We start from the raw sequence: 18788 nt of genomic DNA on the forward strand, positions 1-18788 counted from the left end.
CGTCGCACCGTCGCCGTCCGACCGCGTCCCGCGCCACCCGTCACGCACCCGCCCCCTGGGCGAAGACCCCCGCACCGCTCCGGTGTGCCCGCGCGCCGCCCGCGAGCGGCGCGCCGGGTCCGCGCCCGCCACCGCCCGAAGGACTGCTCCCCGATGACGGACCCGCACGCCCCACGCCCTGCCACGCCCGCTTCCCCAGCGGCCGGTCCCGTCCCGCCGGCCCGTGCCGGCCGGACCACACGACACGTCCCGCTCGGTGAGGTGTTCACCGGCTGGGTGACGCGCGACCCGCACGCCCCCGCGGTGACCGACGGCCGCCGCACCTGGTCGTACGGCGAACTCGCCCGGCGAGCCGGCCGGCTCGCCGCCCACCTCGCCGCGAACGGTGCCGGACCGGAGCGGACGGTGGCTCTGGCCCTGCCGCGCTCGATGGAACTGATCGCCGCCGAGCTGGCCGTGACCCTGACCGGTGCCGCCTTCCTGCCCGTCGATCCCGACTACCCCGCCGAACGGCGGGAACTGATGCTCGCCGACGCCGCACCGGCCGTCGTCCTGGACGACCGCGACCGGGTCCGCGCACTGCTGGACGACGAGGACCGCGAGGCGACCGCACCCGCGCACCGGGTGCTCCCCGACCAGGCCGCGTACGTCATCTTCACCTCCGGCTCCACCGGCACCCCCAAGGGCGTCACCGTCACGCACCGGGGCATCGCCGGTTTCGCCGCGGCGGCCGCGGAACGCTACGCCGTCGGTCCCGGCGACCGCGTGCTGCAGTTCTCCTCGCCCAGCTTCGACGCCTCCGTGCTGGAGCTGGTCATCTCGGTGCTGTCCGGCGCCACGCTGGTCGTCCCGCCGCACGGGCCCTGGCTGGGCGACGAACTGGCCGCCGTCCTGGCCGAACACCGCATCACTCACACCCTCATACCGCCGGCGGCCCTCGCCACCCTGCCCGACCCGGCGCACCTCGGCGGCCTGCCGTCGCTGCGCACCCTGATCGTCGGCGCCGAGGCGTGCCCGGCCGACCTCGTCGACCGGTGGGCCCCCGGCCGCCGCATGATCAACTCCTACGGGCCGACCGAGGCCACCATCGTCGCCACCTGGACCGGACCCCTGACCGCCGGCACCGGGACGCCCACCATCGGCGGCCCGCTGCCCGGCACCGAGGCACACGTCCTGGACGCGGCACTGCGCCCGGTGCCGCCCGGCGGCGAGGGCGAGCTGTACGTGGGCGGCGACGGTCTGGCCCGCGGCTACCTCAACCGCCCCGGACCGACCGCGACACGGTTCGTCGCCCACCCCTTCGGACCGGCCGGCGCCCGTCTCTACCGCACCGGCGACCGGGTACGCCGGCGCGACGACGGCGAGCTGGAGTTCCTCGGCCGCGCCGACCGGCAGGTCAAGGTGCGCGGCTTCCGCATCGAACCCGGCGAGATCGAGGCCGCCCTGACCCGGGACCCGCAGGTCCGCGAGGCCGTCGTCGTGGTCCGTGACCAGGACCCGGGCCGCGGCCGGCTCATCGGCTACGTCACCCCCGCCGCCCCCGCCCGCAGACCCGGGCCGGCCCGGCTGCGTGCCGCCCTCGCCGCCGCGCTGCCCGCGCACATGGTGCCCTCCGCGATCGTCGTGCTGGACGCGCTCCCGCTCACCCCGCAGAACAAGATCGACCTCAGGGCACTGCCCGCCCCCGGCGCGGCGCCGGCCGAGCGGCACGTCGCGCCGCGCACCGACGGCGAACGGACCCTGGCCGCGATCTGGGCCGACGTCCTCGGCGTGGACACCGTCGGCGTCGACGACGACTTCTTCGACCTCGGCGGCGACTCGATCCTCGCGGCCCGCGTGCTGACCCGTATCCGGGAGGCGTCCGGCGCCCGGCTCACCCTGCGCGACGTGTTCACCGCGCGGACCGTCTCCGCGCTCGCCCCGCTGACCGCCGAACCGTCCGCCGCCCCGCCGGAGCCGATCCCCGCCGCCCCGCGCTCGCAACCCGTCCCGCTCTCCAGCGCCCAGCGGCGCCTGTGGTTCCTCGACGACCTCACCGACGGCGGCACCGAGTACAACACCGGCGTCGCGCTGCGCCTGCGCGGCCCCCTCGACACGCCGGCCCTGGAACGCGCCCTGCACCGGCTCGCCGCCCGCCACGACTCCCTGCGCACCACCTTCGCCACGGTCGACGGGCAGGGCGTCCAACTCGTCGCCTCCGAACCGGACCTGCCGCTGCGCACCGCCGACGTCGGGCACGTGCCCGCCGACCGGCGGGACAGCGCCGTCGAGCGCCTGCTGACCGAGGAACTGCGCCGCCCCCACGACCTGACGACCGGGCCCCTGACGCGGGCGCTGCTCGTCCGCCGGGCACCCGAGGACCACGTGATGCTGCTGGCCCAGCACCACATCGTCACCGACGGCTGGTCGGTCGGCGTGCTGACCCGGGACCTGGCCGCCCTCTACCGCGCGGAGGCCGCAGGCGAACCCGACGGGCTGCCCGAACAGACGGTGCAGTACCCGGACTTCGCGCTGTGGGAGCGCGGCCGGCACACGGCCGACGCCCACGCCGACGACCTCGCCTACTGGAGACGCCACCTCGCCGGCCTGCAGCAGCTCGAGCTGCCCACCGACCGGCCGCGCCCCGCGGTGCGCACCACCGCGGGCGCCGCCCACCGCCAGGACGTGCCGCGCCACCTGGTGGACCGGCTGCGGGAGCTGGCCGCGGGGCGCGACACCACCGTCTTCACGGTGTTCGCCGCGGCGGCGGCCGTGCTGTTCGCCCGCTGCTCGGGACAGCGGGACGTCGCCTTCGGCACCGTCACCAACGGCCGGGACCGCCGCGAACTCGAGGACGTGACCGGCTTCTTCGCCAACACCGTCGTGCTGCGCGGCGAGGTCGACGACGCCGCCACGGTCGACCGGTTCGTGCAGAGCATGCGCGCGACCCTGCTGGACGCCTTCGCCCACGACGGCGTGCCCTTCGACCGGGTGGTCGAGGAGCTGGCCCCGCCCCGCGACCCCAGCCGCACCCCGCTGGTGCAGGCACTGGTGGTCCAGCAGGCCGCCCCCGCCCGGCCGCCGGTCGCCGCCGGACTGCGCATCGACGACCATCCGCTGCCCCGCCCGGCCGCCCGCTTCGACCTGGTGCTGGAGTTCGCGCCGCGCGCCGACGACGGGCACGAGCTGACGATCGAGTACAACACGGACCTGTTCGACGCGGCGACCGTGGCCCGGATGGCCCGGCAACTGCACCACCTGCTCGAAGGGATGGCGGACGGCCCGCAGCGGACGCTGGCCGAACTCCCGCTGCTGTCCGACGACGAGCGGCGCCTGCTCCTCGGCTCCTGGAACCCGCCCGCGTCGGCCGCGGACCCGGCCGCCGACACCACGCTCCCCGCGCTGTTCGAGGAGCAGGTCACCAGGACGCCCGACCGGACCGCCGTGACCTGCGGCGACGCCCGGCTGGACTACGCCGGTCTGAACCGGCGCGCCAACCGCCTCGCCCGCCTGCTCGCGGCGCGCGGCGCGGGACCGGAGTCCCTGGTCGCACTGTGCCTGCCGCGCACCGCCGGCCTGCTGCCGGTGCTGTGGGCCGTCCTGAAGTCGGGCGCAGGCTACCTGCCCGTCGACCCCGCCTACCCGGCCGAGCGCATCCGCTTCATGCTCGCCGACGCGGCCCCCGCCCTCGTCCTCGCCACCCGGGAGACCGCGCACGCGCTGCCCGAGGACTGCGAGCCGCTGCTGCTGGAGGACGTGGCGCCCTTCGTCACCGACACCACGGCCGACGCCCTGGCCGGTATCGCAGCCGGCCTCGCGGACGCCGACCTCACCGACGCCGACCGGACGGCGCCCCTTCACGCGTCCCACCCCGCCTACGTCATCTACACCTCCGGCTCCACCGGCCGGCCCAAGGGCGTGGTCGTCACCCACCGCGGCGTGGCCGCGCTGGCGGCCTGGGCCCGCGACACGTTCGGGGCGCGCGGCTTCTCCCATGTCGTCGCCTCCACCTCCCTCAACTTCGACGTGTCCGTCTTCGAGCTGCTGTGCCCCCTGATGGCCGGTGGCAGCGTCGAGGTCGTCGCCGACCTGACCGCCCTCGCCGACCTCCCCGCTCCCGCCGACGGCTCCGGCCCGCGCCGGGCCGGGCTGCTCAGCGGTGTGCCGTCGGCGCTGTCCCGGGTGTTCGGCGGCGACGGCGCCCTGGAGGCGGACACCGTCGTCCTGGCCGGTGAGGCGCTTCCCGCCCGGACCGTCCGGGACATCAAGGACGCGATGCCCGCGGCGGAGGTGGCGAACATCTACGGCCCCACCGAGGCCACCGTCTACGCCACGGCCTGGTTCGCCGGCGGCGCCGTCCCCGAGCAGGCTCCGCCCATCGGCCGTCCCATCGCCCGCACCCGCGCCTATGTGCTGGACCGTCTGCTGCGCCCCCAGCCGCCGGGCGTCACCGGTGAGCTCTACCTGGGCGGCGGCGGACTCGCGCGCGGGTACCTGCACCGCCCCGGCCTGACCGCCGCCCGCTTCGTCGCCGACCCGTTCGGCGCTCCCGGGGAGCGCATGTACCGTACGGGCGACCTGGTGCGCTGGAGCGCCGACGGCCAACTGGTGTACCTGGGCCGCGTCGACCAGCAGGTCAAGGTGCGCGGCTTCCGCATCGAACTCGGCGAGGTCGAGGAGGCCCTGCGCGGCTGCGCGGGCGTCGCCGAGGCCGCCGCCACCGTCAGCGAGGCCGACGGCCACCGCCGCCTCGCCGGGTACGTCGTCCCCGCCCCCGGCGCCACCGTGGAGCCCGAGGCCGTACGCCGCGCCCTCGGGCGCACCCTGCCCGACTACATGGTCCCCTCGGCCGTCGTGGTGCTGCCCGCCCTGCCGCTCAACCCCAACGGCAAACTGGACCGCGGCCGGCTCCCCGACCCCGCGCCCGCCGAACGCGCCGCCCGTCACGTCGCGCCCCGCACCGCCACCGAACGGGCCCTCGCCGCCATCTGGGCCGGTGTCCTGCACGTGGAGCGTGTCGGCGCGGACGACAACTTCTTCGCGCTGGGCGGGGACTCCATCCTCAGCATCCAGGTCGTGGCCCAGGCCCGGCAGGCGGGCCTGACGATCAGCTCGCGGGACCTCTACCAGCACCAGACGCTCGCCGCCCTGGCCCGCCGCGCCGACGAGGCCGGCAGCCGGCGCGGGGCCGTCCCGGCCGCCCCCGTCGAGGCCACCGGCACCGCGCCGCTGACCCCCATCCAGCACTGGCTGTTCGACAGCGCCGCCGAGCGGGCCGGGCACTTCGCCCAGACGCTGTCGCTGGATCTGCCCGCCGACGTCGACGAGAGCGCACTCCAGGCCGCACTGGACGACGTGGTCGCCCACCACGACGCGCTGCGGTCCCGCTTCCTCGCCGACGGAGGGGGCGTACGGTGGCTGATCGACGGCCCGGCCGCGCGCTGCCGCCTCACCCGCCACACCGGTCCGGACACCGACGCCCCGCACCTCGGCCCGTACGACCTGGACCACGGTCCGTTGCTGCGCGCCGTCCTGCACGACCGGGGCGACGGACGGCCGCCCGTCCTGCACCTGTCCGTGCACCACCTCGTCGTGGACGGCGTCTCCTGGCGCCTGCTCGTCGAAGACCTCGAACACGCCTACCACGCACGCCGTGACGGCCGCGACGGCGCGGCCGCGCTGCCCCGCAAGTCCTCCCCGCTGCGCCAGTGGGCCGAGCGCCTGGCCGCACACACCGCCGCCGGCGGCTTCGCCGCGGAGAAGGCCTACTGGACCCGGGAGACCGAGGGCGCCCGGGCGGCCCTGCCCGCGGACCTGGAGGGCACCAACACCTACGCCTCTCAGCGCTCGGTGACGGTGCGGATCAGCCCCGAGGACACCGACCTGCTGCTGCGGACCCTCCCGGAGACGTACCGCACCCGGGCCAACGACGTCCTGCTCGCCGCGCTCGGCCGGGTGCTGTGCGACTGGAGCGGGCACGAGCGGGTCCTGGTCGACGTCGAAGGGCACGGCCGCGAGGACCTGTTCGCCGACGTCGACACCAGCCGCACCGTCGGCTGGTTCACCACCCGCCACCCCGTCGCCCTGGCCGTCCCGCCCGGGGCCGGCTGGGACGGCGTGCTCAAGCGGGTCAAGGAACACCTGCGCGCCGTGCCCCGGCACGGCATCGGCCACGGCGCCCTGACCCTGCCGGGCCCCGACGGCGCACCGCTTCCGGCGACCAGCGCGCAGATCAGCTTCAACTACCTCGGCCGGTTCGGCCTGTCCGAGACCTCGCAGGAAGGCCTGTTCCGCGGGCAGGCCCGCCCGCTGGAACTGGACGCCGACCCCGCCTCGACGCGCCCGCATCCCCTGGAGGTGGTGGGGCGGCTCGACGGCGACAGCCTGGAGTTCACCTGGTTCTACTCCGACCGGCTGCACCGGCCGGAGACCGTCGCCGGCCTCGCGGAACGCTACGCCGAGGCACTGGCCGGCCTCGCCCGGCACGCGGCCCGTCCCGGCGCCGCCGGACGCACCCCCTCGGACTTCCCGCTGGCCCGGCTCGACCAGACCCAGGTCGACCGGATCGCGGGGGAGGACCCGGCGGGCCTGGAGGACGTCCACCCGCTCACGCCCACCCAGGCCGGCATGCTCTTCCACCGGCTCTCCCAGGCCGACCGAGGCGTGTACTTCCAGCAGTTGACGTTCGTCCTGGACGGCGTGCCCGACCCGGCGGTGCTGGCCGAGGCCTGGCAGCTGGTCACCGACCACACCCCGGTGCTGCGCGCGCGGGTGGTGTGGGAGGACGTGCCCGAGCCGCTGCTCGCGGTGCAGCGCCGGGCGGCCGTACCGGTGGAGACCGCCGACTGGCGCGGCCTGACCGCGGCCGAGCGGGACGAGCGGCTGCGCGACCTGCTCGACCGTGACCGCGCCCGGGGCGTCGACCTGACCCGCGCCCCGCTCCAGCGCCTGGTGCTGGCCCGGGTCTCCGACACCGCGGTGCGCGTCGTGTGGTCCTTCGACCACCTGATCCTGGACGGCTGGAGCCTGTTCCAGGTGTTGTCCGACGTGTTCGCCTGCCACGCGGGCCTGTCCGGCAGCGCACCGATGACGCTGCCCGAGCGCCGGCCGTTCCGCGACTACGTCGCCTGGCTGCGGGAGCACACCGACGGCGCCGAGGGCGAACGGCACTGGCGGGCCCGCCTGAACGGGCTGGCCGAGACCACCGCGCTGCCCTTCGACCGCGAGCCCCGCGAGAGCCACCGCGCGGAGTCCACGGCGGCGGTGCGCGTCACCCTGCCCGAGGCCGTCACCAAGGCCCTGCTGGACATGGCCAGGACGGCGGGCCTGACGGTCAACACCCTCGTCCAGGGCGCCTGGGCGGTGCTGATGAGCCGTCAAGCAGGCTGCGAGGAGGTGGTGTTCGGCACCACCGTCTCCGGGCGGCCGCCCGAGCTCCCCGGCGCCGACGCCATCACCGGCCTGTTCATCGCCACCCTGCCCACCCGCGTGCGGGTGCCGCGCGACGAGCCGCTGCTCACCTGGCTGGCCCGGCTCCAGCAGGAGCAGAGCGAGGACCGGCGCCACGACCATGTGCCGCTGCACCGGATGACGGCGTACACCGACCTGCCCGAGCGGGCCGCCCTGTTCGACAGCATCGTGGTGTTCGAGAACTACCCGGTGGACGACGACCTCGCCGCCGCGCACGGCCTGCGGCTGACCGGCCTGGAGGGCATCGAGACCACCAACTACCCGCTCAGCCTGGTCGCCTACCCCGGCGCGGAGCTCGCCCTGCGCCTCGGCTACGACCCGGACCTGTTCGACGCCGCCACGATCGAGCGGATGGCCGAGTACCTGACCGTCTTGCTGGAGGGCTTCGCCGCCACCCCGCGGTCCGCCCCCGCCCGGCTGTCCCTGCTGACGGCCGCCCGCCGCGAGCAGGTGCTGCACGCCTGGAACGACACGGCCGCCGACGCGCCCGTCACGACCACCGCGGACCTCTTCGCCGCCCAGGTGGAACGCACCCCGGACGCCGTCGCCCTGCTGGCCGGCGACGAGCGGCTGACCTACCGCGACCTCGACGCCCGGGCGAGTGTCCTGGCCGGCCGGCTGGCCGCGCTCGGGGTGCGCCCGGAGGTCGCCGTCGGCGTGCTGATGGACCGCTCGACCGCCCTCGTCGTCGCCCAGCTCGCCCTCGCCCGCCTCGGCGGCGTGTACGTCCCGCTCGACGGCCGGGCCCCCGCGGACCGGCTGCGCACCATGCTGGCGGAGGCCGGCGCCGGCCTGCTCCTCACGGACGCCGAGTGGCACGCGACGGCCGCGGAACTCCTCTCCGAAGGACACGTCCTGCGCCCGGACCTGGACACCGACGGGCCCGCAGCCGGCCTCGCCACCGTGCCGCGCGTGCTCCCGGACCACGTCCAGTACCTCATGTTCACCTCCGGCTCCACCGGCAACCCCAAGGGCGTGGCCGCGCGGCAGCGGGACGTCGCCGCGCTCGCCCTCGACCGGGCCTTCGCGCGCCACGACCGCGTCCTCGTGCACTCCCCGCACGCCTTCGACGCGTCCACCTACGAGCTGTGGGTGCCCCTGCTGCGCGGCGGCACGGCCGTCCTCGCCCCGCCCGGGGAACTGGACGCCGCCGCCGTACGCCACGCGATCACCGAACAGGGCGTGAGCTGCCTGTTCCTCACGATCGGCCTGTTCCGCCTGTTCGCCCAGGAGGACCCCGCCTGCCTGCGCGGAGCCCGCGAGGTGTGGACCGGCGGCGAGGCCGTGCCCGGCGCCGCCGTACGGCGCGTGCTGGACGCCTGCCCCGACCTCACCGTCGTCGACGTCTACGGCCCCACCGAGACCACCACCTTCGCCACCCGCCGGCCCTTCCGCGCCGGTGACGCCCTGCCCGCGGCGCTCCCCATAGGCCGCCCCCTGGACGACACCCGCGCCTACGTCCTGGACGAAGACCTCCAGCCGCAACCGCCCGATGTACCGGGGGAGTTGTACCTCGCGGGCGCCGGACTGGCCCGCGGCTACACCGGCCGCCCCGGCGCCACCGCGGCCCGCTACCTGGCCGATCCCTACGGACCGCCCGGCGGACGGATGTACCGCACCGGCGACATCGTGCGCTGGAGCGCCGACGGAGACCTGCACTTCGTGGGCCGCGCCGACGACCAGATCAAGATCCGCGGCTTCCGGGTCGAGCCCGCCGAGATCGAGGCCCGGCTCACCGCCCACCCCGCGGTCGCCGAGGCGGTGGTGTCGGTCTCGCGGCACGAGGGACGCAAACGCCTGGTCGCGCACCTGGTGCCGGCCCCCGGCGCCACCGTGCCGCAGACGGCCGAGCTGCGCGCCCACGTGGCCGCGGAACTGCCCGACTACATGGTCCCGGCCGCGTTCGTCCCCCTCTCCGAGCTGCCCCTGACCACCAACGGCAAGGTCGACCGGCGCCGGCTGCCCGCCCCCGAGTGGTCGGCGGCCGCCGACAGCGCCTACCGCGCGCCGCGCACCGAGGCCGAGCAGGTGCTCGCCGGCATCTGGGCCGAGCTGCTGGGCGTGGAACGCGTCGGACTCGACGACCACTTCTTCCTGCTGGGCGGCGACTCGATCGTCAGCATCCAGATCGTCTCCCGGGCCCGCGCCGCAGGGCTCGCGCTGACCCCGAGGGACCTGTTCCGCCACCCCACGCTCGCCGCCCTGGCCGCCGCCTCGACCAGCGCCGCCGCGACCGTCGCGGGCACCGGGCCGGTTGCGGGTGAGGTACCCCTCACCCCGATCCAGCACTGGTTTCTCGACGCCGAGCCGCCGCGCCCGGAGTACTTCAACCAGTCGGTGGTCGTCGAGACCGGCGAGGACGTCGACCCCGCCGCCCTGCGCGCCGCCCTGGCCGCACTGTGGACCCACCACGACGCCCTGCGCGCCCGCTTCACCCGCGCCGCCGACGGCACCTGGCGCCAGGAGTACACCGCCGCGGACGCCGACGTGCCGGAGCTGCTGCGCACCCACGACCTGAACGGCCAGGACGCCGACGCCGCCGCACGGGCCGAGGCCCGCCTCACCCACGAGGCGCACACCGGCTTCCGGCTCGACACCGGGCCGCTGATCGCCGCGCGCCTCCTCACCGGCGGCGGCCGGCCCCCGCGCCTGCTGCTGACGGCCCATCATCTGATCGTCGACGGCGTCTCGTGGCGCGTCCTCCTCGAGGACCTGGAGACGGCCTACCGTCAGGCGCGGACCGGCGACCCCGTCCGGCTGCCACAGCGCACCACGTCCGTACGGGAGTGGGTGCGGCGGCTCACCGCCCGCACCGGCGGGACGGACCTCGCCGCGCAGCGCGCCCACTGGGCCGACGTCTCCCGGCACTGCGCCGCACCCCTGCCGGTGGACCTCGACGGCGGCAACACCGTCGCCGACCTGCGCGCCGTCACCGTACGCCTGGACCGGCGGCGCACCGGGGACCTCCTGCGCAAGGTCCCCGGCGTGTACCGCACCCGCGTCGACGACGTCCTGCTGACCGCCCTCGGCCGCGTCCTGGCCGACTGGACCGGCCGGAGCACCGTCGCCGTGGGGCTGGAGGGCCACGGGCGCGAGGACCAGCACGTCGACGACCTCGACCTGTCCCGCACGGTCGGCTGGTTCACCAGCCTCTTCCCGGTCGTCCTCGGCCTTCCCGACGGCGACTGGGGCACCGCGCTGAAGGCCGTGAAGGAACAGCTGCGGGCCGTGCCCGACCGGGGGATCGGCTACGGCGCGCTGCGCCACCTCGCGGGCGACGAGCACCTCGCCCGGGCACCGCTGCCCGGCATCAGCTTCAACTACCTCGGCCGGTTCGACTGGTCCGCCGCCGACGCCGAGCTGGTCCGGGCCGTGCCCGGCGGCCTGGACGGCGCGGAGGACCCCGCGGCGCCCCGGCCGCACCTGCTGGACGTGGTGGCCCGCGTCGAGGACGACCAGCTGGAGATCACCTGGCACTACAGCCGCGGCCGACACCGCGAGGAGACCGTCGCCTCCCTCGCCGGGGGCATGCTGCGCTGCCTGGAGGAGATCGTCGCGCACTGCGCCGCCCCGCGGGCCGGCGGCCGCACGCCGTCGGACTTCCCGCTGGCCCGGCTTGACCAGGCCGCCGTGGACCGGGTCGTGGGCGACGGCCGCGCCGTCGAGGACGTGTACCCGCTGACCCCGATGCAGGCGGGCATGCTGTTCCACAGCCTGCTGGACCCGCGGGGCCGCACCTACGTCAACCAGGTGCAGGTCGTCCTCCACGGCGTCACCGATCCGCACGCCCTCGCCGAGGCGTGGCAGGACACGGCGGACGCCAACGCGATCCTGCGCACCCGTCTGGTGTGGCAGGAGACCGCCGAACCCCTCCAGGTGGTGGACAAGCGGGCCGCCGTGCCCGTCACCCACCACGACTGGACCGGCTGGAGCGTCGAGCGCCGCGCGCAGGAGACGGACGCGCTGCTCGCCGCCGACCGCGAGGCCGGCATCGACCTCGGCGCGGCCCCTCTGATGCGGCTCGCGTTGATCAGGCTGGCCCCCGACCGGGTGCGCATGGTGTGGACGTTCCACCATGTGCTGCTCGACGGCTGGAGCGCGGCCCAGGTGTTCGACGAGGTGTGCGAGCGGTACGCGGCCCGGACCGCCGGCCGCCGCCCGCAGGTGCCCGACCGGGCCCCCTTCGTCCGCTACCTGGAGTGGCTGGCCGGCCAGGACACCGCCCGGGCGGAACAGCACTGGCGCGACACCCTCGCCGGCTTCGCCGTGCCCACCGAGCTGCCCCGCGACCGGCGCCCCGCCGACACCCACGGCGCGTCCTCGTCGGGCACCGTGCGGGTGACCCTCGGCAAGGAGGCCTCGGCCCGGCTCAGGGACACCGCCCAGCGGGCCGGGCTGACCGTCAACACGGTGCTCCAGGGCGCCTGGGGCCTGCTGCTGCACCACTACGGCGGCGGCGACGACGTCGTCTTCGGCACGACCGTGTCCGGCCGCCCGGCCGAACTGCCCGGCGTGACCTCGATGGTGGGCCTGTTCATCAACACCCTGCCCACCCGGCTGCGCGTCGACCTGCGCCGACCCCTGCTGGAGTGGCTGCGCGAACTGCAGGCCGCCCAGTCCGAGTCGCGCCGCCACGACTTCGTGTCCCTCGCCCAGCTCCAGTCGTGGAGCGACGTCCCCGGCGGGACCGGTCTGTTCGACAGCATCGTCGTCTTCGAGAACTACCCGTTCGACGCCGGCGCCCTGGCCCGGCACGGACTCGCCGTGGAGCAGGAACGCGACGTCGAGCCGACCAGCTACGCGCTCAGCGTGGTCGTCGCCCCCGGCGACGACGTCACCGTGAGCCTCGACTACGACCCGGCCGCCTTCGACGCGGCCACCGTCGAGGGGATCGGCGCGAGTCTGGGCACGCTCCTGACGCAGTTCGCCGCCGACGCCGACCGCAGCCTGGCCGACCTGGCTCCGCTCGGACCGGCCGACGGACGCCGCCTGCTGGACCGCCTCGCCGGACCCGGGGCGCGGCTCCCACGGCGCACCCTCCCGGACGCCTTCGCGGCCCAGGTCGCCCGCACCCCCGACGCTCCCGCCGTCCTCCACGGCGACGAGGAGTTGACGTACCGTCAGCTCGACGAGCGCGCCAACCGGGTCGCCCGTCTCCTGATCGAGGCCGGAGCCGGACCGGAACGGTTCGTCGCCCTGGCCCTGCCCCGCACCGCCGACCTGATCGTGGCGCTCCTCGCGGTCCTCAAGAGCGGCGCCGCCTACCTGCCCGTCGACCCCGGATACCCGGCGGAGCGCATCGCGTTCCTCTTCGAGGACGTACGCCCCGACGCGGTCATCACCAGCACGGAGACCTCCGCACGGCTGCCGGAGGGCCCGTACACGCGGATCACCCTGGACGACCCCGACTGGGCCGCCCGGCTGGCCGCCGCGTCCGCCGCGCCCGTCGGCGACGGCGAGCGGCGCGGCAGGCTGCTGCCGGACCACCCGGCCTACGTCATCCACACCTCCGGCTCCACCGGCCGGCCCAAGGGAGTCGTCGTCCCGCACGCCTCGGTGGTGGCGCTGACCGACTGGGCCGCCGCCGAGTTCACCGGCCGCGGGCTCGCCCACATGGTGGCGTCCACCTCGCTCAACTTCGACGTGTCGGTGTTCGAGATCTTCTCGCCGCTGCTGGCGGGCGGCCGCGTCGAGGTCGTCCGCGACCTGCTGGCCCTCGCCGAGCGGTCCGAACCCTGGCGGGCGGGGCTGCTCAGCGCCGTGCCGTCCGCCCTCGGCCGGCTCCTGGCCGAGGACACCGTGCGCGTCGGCGCCGACACCGTCGTCCTGGCCGGCGAGGCGCTGCCCGCCCGCGCCGTCCAGCAGGTGCGCGCGGCGGTCCCCGGCTGCCGGGTGATGAACATCTACGGCCCCACCGAGGCCACCGTCTACGCCACCGCCTTCACCTGTGACCCGGCCGACCCCGACCGCGTCCCGCCCATCGGCCGCCCCGTCGGCGGCGCCCGCGCCTACGTCCTCGACACCCGCATGCGGCCCGTGCCCGTCGGAGCGCCCGGAGAGCTGTACCTCGCCGGGACCGGAGTGGCCCGCGGCTACCTGAACCGGCCCGGCCTCACCGCCGGCCGCTTCCTCGCCGACCCCTTCGGCCCGCCCGGCAGCCGCATGTACCGCACCGGCGACCTGGTCCGCTGGACCGCCGACGGCGACCTGCTGTACCTGGGCCGCACCGACGACCAGGTCAAGGTGCGCGGGTTCCGCATCGAACTGGGCGAGCTGGAGGCCGTGTTGGCCCGGCACCCGCGGGTCGCCGCGGCCGCCGCCCGCGTCGTGGAGCACGACGGCCACAAGCGCCTCGTCGGCTACGCCGTGCCCCGCGCCGGCGACCTCCCGGCGCCGGCCGAACTGCGCGCGTTCCTCGCCCGCACCCTGCCCGACCACCTGGTCCCGGCGGCCGTGGTGCCTCTGGAGCGGCTGCCGCTGGGCGCCACCGGCAAGCTGGACCGCCGCGCCCTGCCCGAACCGGTGTGGTCCGCCGCCGCGACCCCGCAGGACACCCGCCCGCCGAGCACCGCGACCGAGCAGACCCTCGCCGCGATCTGGGCGCAGGTGCTCGGCGTGCCCGACGTGGGCGCCACCGACAACTACTTCGCGCTCGGCGGGGACTCCATCCTCGGCATCCAGATCGTCTCCGCGGCCCGCCGCGCCGGACTGACCCTGACGCCCCGTCACCTCTTCGCCCACCAGACGATCGCCGAACTCGCCGCCGCGGCCGACGCCTCAGCGGCCGGCCCCGCCACCGCCACGGCCGACCAGGGCCCCGTCGTCGGCGACGTCCCCCTCACGCCCGTACAGCACTGGCTGTTCGACACCCTCACCGGCGACCCGGCCCGCTTCACCCAGGCGGTCTCCTTCGAGGTGGCGCCCGACACCGACGAGGCGCTGCTGCGCGCCGCCCTCGCCGCCGTCCTGGAGCAGCACGACGCCCTGCGCATGCGCTACGAGCCCTCGGGCGACGGACGGTGGCGGCAGGTGGGCACCCAGCCCGGCGCCGCACCGCACCTGGAGGTGCACCGCGCCCCCGAGGAACCGTCCGACGTGGCCGCCGGGTTGTGCTCCGGGTTCGACCTGGCGGACGGGCCCCTGCTGAAAGCCGCCCTGTGCCACCGGGACGGCGACCGGCCGCCCGTGCTGCTGCTGGCCGCCCACCACCTGGTCGTCGACGCGGTCTCCTGGCGGGTGATCCTCGAAGACCTGGAGACAGCCCACCGGACACTGCGCGCCGGCGACACCCCCGGCCTGGGCGCGAAGACCACGTCCTTCCGCGACTGGGCCCGGCGCCTGGCCGCGCACACCGCCGACGGCGGATTCGACGACGAGGTCTCCCACTGGAGCGCCCTGCACCCCACCCGCCTGCCGGCCGACCTCCCCGGCGGCAACACCGCCGCCGACGAGGGCACCGTGACCGTCGGCCTCGGCGCCGAGGAGACCCGGCGCCTGCTGACGGAGGTCCCCGACGCCTACCGCACCCGCGTCAACGACGTCCTGCTGTGCGCGCTGGGCCGGGTCCTCGCCCGCTGGACGGAACAGGACCGGGTGGTGATCGCCCTGGAGGGACATGGCCGCGAGGACCTCTTCGACGGCGTCGACCTCTCCCGCACCGTCGGCTGGTTCACCACCATGTTCCCCGTCGGCCTCGACGTGCCCCGCGACGCCGGCCTCGGCACCGCGCTCAAGACCGTCAAGGAGAACCTGCGGGCCGTACCGCGCGGGGGAGTGGGCTACGGCGCGCTGCGCCATCTGCACCCGACGGCGGGAGCCGGCCTTCCCGCCCTGCCGCAGATCGCCTTCAACTACCTCGGCCGGCAGGACCGGAACGCCGGCGAGGACGGCCTGCTGCGCGCGCCCCACGAGGGACTGACCGGCGGCATGGACCGTTCGGCGGAGCGGCCCCACCTCATCGACGTGCTCGGCCGGGTCACCGACCGGCGCCTCGAGTTCACCTGGTCGTACTCCCGCGCGGCGCACCGGCCGGAGACCGTCGCCCGCCTCGCCGAGGAGACGGCGGAGGAACTGCGCCGGATCGTCGCGCACTGCGCCGGGCCCGGCGCGGGCGGCCGCACCCCGTCCGACTTCCCGCTGGCCGCCCTGGACCAGGCCGCCGTGGACCGGCTCGTCGGCGACGGCCAGGACGTGACGGACGTCTACCCGCTCACCCCCACCCAGACCGGCATGGTCGTGCACGGCATGGACGAGCCCGGCGAGGGCCTGTACGTCGAGCAGATCACCTTCGTCGCCGACGGCGTGCGCGACCCCGCGCTGCTCGCGGAGGCCTGGCAGCACGTCGTGGACGCCACGCCCGTGCTGCGCACCGCCGTCGCCCTGACCGGGGTTCCGGTGCCGCTGCAGACCGTGCACCGCCACGTGCCGCTGCCCGTCACCCGGCTCGACTGGAGCGGCCTCGGCCCGGCGGAGCGGGAGGGCGCACTGCGCCGGCTGCTCGACGAGGACCGCGCCCGCGGCATCGACCTGGGCCGCCCCCCGCTGCTGCGCGTCACCCTGATCCGGCTCGGTCCGGACGAGGTGCGCGTGGTGTGGACCTTCCACCACGTCCTGCTGGACGGCTGGAGCGTCTTCCACGTCCTGTCGGACGTCCTCCAGGCGCACGCCGCGCTCGCCGCCGGGACCGAGCCCCGCCTGCCGGCCCGGCGTCCGTTCGCGGACTACGCCGCCTGGCTGGCCGGACGGGACGGCGCCGCCGCCGAGGAGCACTGGAAGGCCGCCCTCGCCGGGTACGCCGCGCCCACCCCGCTGCCGTACGACCGCAGGCCCGCCCCGGGCGCCGCCGCCCGGTCGGGCACCTGGCTGTCGCAGCGGCTCGACGCGGCCGGCACCGCCCGCCTGACCGACTTCGCCCGCCGCCACCGGCTCACCCTCAACACCCTGATCCAGGGCGCCTGGGCGCTGCTGCTGGCGCGCTCCGGCGGAGAGCGGGACGTGTGCTTCGGTACCACGGTCTCAGGCCGTCCCGCCGACCTGCCGGGCGCGGACACCATCACCGGCCTGTTCATCACCACTCTGCCCGCGCGGGTCACCGTGGACGAGTCGACGCCGTGCCCCGCCTGGCTGCGGGAGGTGCAGGCCGCCCGCGCCGAGGACCGGCGCTTCGACCACGTACCGCTGACCGAACTGCACCAGTGGAGTGAACTGCCGCCCGGCACCCCCCTGTTCGACAGCCTGCTGGTGTTCGAGAACTACCCGGTCGGCGACGCCACCGCCGGCGCGCACGGCGTGCGCGTGCACGGCCTCGACGCCCGTGAGGCGACCAACTACCCGCTCACCGTGGTGATCTCGCCCGGCGACGAGCTGACCGTGGAACTCGGTTACGACCCGCGGTACTTCGACGAGGCCACCGCCGACGCCCTGGCCGCGCGGCTGATGCACACCCTGACCGCTCTGGCCGCCTCCGGCGACGACGCGCCGCTGCGGGCGGTGGACGTGCTGCCGCCGGCCGAACGCCACCGGCTGCTGCACGGACCCGCCCGCCCGCACCAGGCGCCGCCGCCCCCGGCGACGCTGCCCGCGCTGATCGAGGCCGCCGTCGACCGCCGGCCCGCCGAACCCGCCCTCGAAGGTGAAGGGCCGACGCTCACCTTCGCCGAGGCGGAGGCCCGCGCCAACCGGCTGGCGCACCGGCTCATCGCCCGCGGGGCGGGGCCCGGCGACATCGTCGCGCTGGTCCTGCCGCGCTCGGCGGACATGGTCCTCGCCCAGCTCGCCGTCGCCAAGGCGGGCGCCGCGTTCCTCCCGGTGGACCCCGGCTACCCGGCCGAGCGGGTGGCGCTGATGCTGCGCGACGCGCGGCCCGCCGTCACCCTGACCGCCGAGGAGGTCGCCGGCCTGCTCGCGGCACCGCCCGACGGCACGCCGGACCACCGGCCCGCCGACGCCGACCGCGTCCGCCCGCTGCACCTCGACGACCCGGCCTACGTCATCTACACCTCCGGCTCCACCGGCACCCCCAAGGGCGTCGTGGTCACCCACCGGGGCCTGGCCGCGTTCGCCGCCGCCGAGGCCGCGCACTACCAGGTGGGCGCCGGGGACCGCGTCCTGGCCTTCGCCACGCCCAGCTTCGACGCCTCCGTGCTGGAGCTGTGCATGTCCCTGCCGCACGGCGCGGCCCTCGTCGTACCGCCGCCCGGACCGCTGCTCGGCGACGAACTCGCCGGCGTCCTGCGCGACGCGCGCATCACGCACACCCTGCTGCCGCCCGCCGCGCTCGCCACCCTGCCGCCGGACACCCCCGGCACCCTGCCCGACCTGCACACCCTGATCGTCGGCGCGGACGCCTGCCGGGCCGAACTGGTCGCCCGCTGGGCGCCCCACCACCGCATGATCAACTCCTATGGGCCCACCGAGGCCACCGTCGTCGCCACCTGGTCCGACCCGCTCGCACCGGACGGCGAGGCACCGCCCATCGGCCGCGCCCTGCCCGCCACCGCCGTCTACGTCCTCGACGCCCGCCTGCGGCCCGTCCCCGACGGCGTGCCCGGCGAACTGTGGCTCGCCGGACCGGCCCTCGCCCGCGGTTACCTGGGCCGCCCCGGCCTGACGGCGACCCGCTTCACCGCCGACCCCTTCGGCCCGCCCGGCGCCCGCATGTACCGCACCGGCGACCTGGTCCGCCGTGACGCCCGCGGCGAACTGCACTACCTGGGCCGCACCGACCACCAGCTCAAGCTGCGCGGCCACCGCATCGAGGCCGGCGAGGTGGAGGCGACGCTGGTGCGTCACCCGGCGGTCCTGGACGCCGTGGTGAGCGTGCGGGAGGACGAACCGGGGCTGCCGCGCCTGGTGGCCCACGTGCTCGTCGCCCCCGGCGCCGAGCCGCCCGCCGGCGCCGAGCTGCGGACCCTCGCCGCCCGCACCCTGCCCGGACCCATGGTGCCCTCGGCGTTCGTGACGATGGACCGCTTCCCGCTCACGGAGAACGGCAAGACCGACCGGTCCGCGCTGCCCGCCCCCGCCCCGGAGACGCGGCAGCCCGACGCCGCGCACGTACCGCCTCGCACACCCACCGAGGAGGCCGTCGCCGCCCTGTGGGAGGAGGCCCTGGAGACCACCGTGGGCGCCGAGGACGACTTCTTCGCCCTCGGTGGCGACTCCCTGCGCGCCCTGCTCATCGCCTCCCGCGCCAACGACACCTTCGGCGTGCACCTCACGCCCCGCGACGTCCTGGTGGGCCGCACCGTCGCCGCACTGGCGGACCTGGTGGAGGAACAGGTGCTGAGCGAACTCGAAGACGCCGCACGCGGCGACAGCGACCACGAAGAACGGTGAGG

At 76.1% G+C, this 18788-nt stretch carries 1 protein-coding gene; it reads left to right on the forward strand.

Translation table 11 applies throughout. The features are described from left to right. The first annotated feature begins 153 nt into the window (after positions 1-153). The gene (locus tag ACP7TJ_RS30555; RefSeq protein WP_427766840.1) at positions 154-18786 is read left to right on the forward strand and encodes a non-ribosomal peptide synthase/polyketide synthase; all 18633 of its coding nucleotides are present in this window, start codon (positions 154-156) and stop codon (positions 18784-18786) included. The last annotated feature ends 2 nt before the right edge of the window (positions 18787-18788 follow it).

Origin of the sequence: Streptomyces sp. DSM 41931 (assembly GCF_050271085.1) — a bacterium.
GTDB lineage: Bacteria > Actinomycetota > Actinomycetes > Streptomycetales > Streptomycetaceae > Streptomyces > Streptomyces albogriseolus.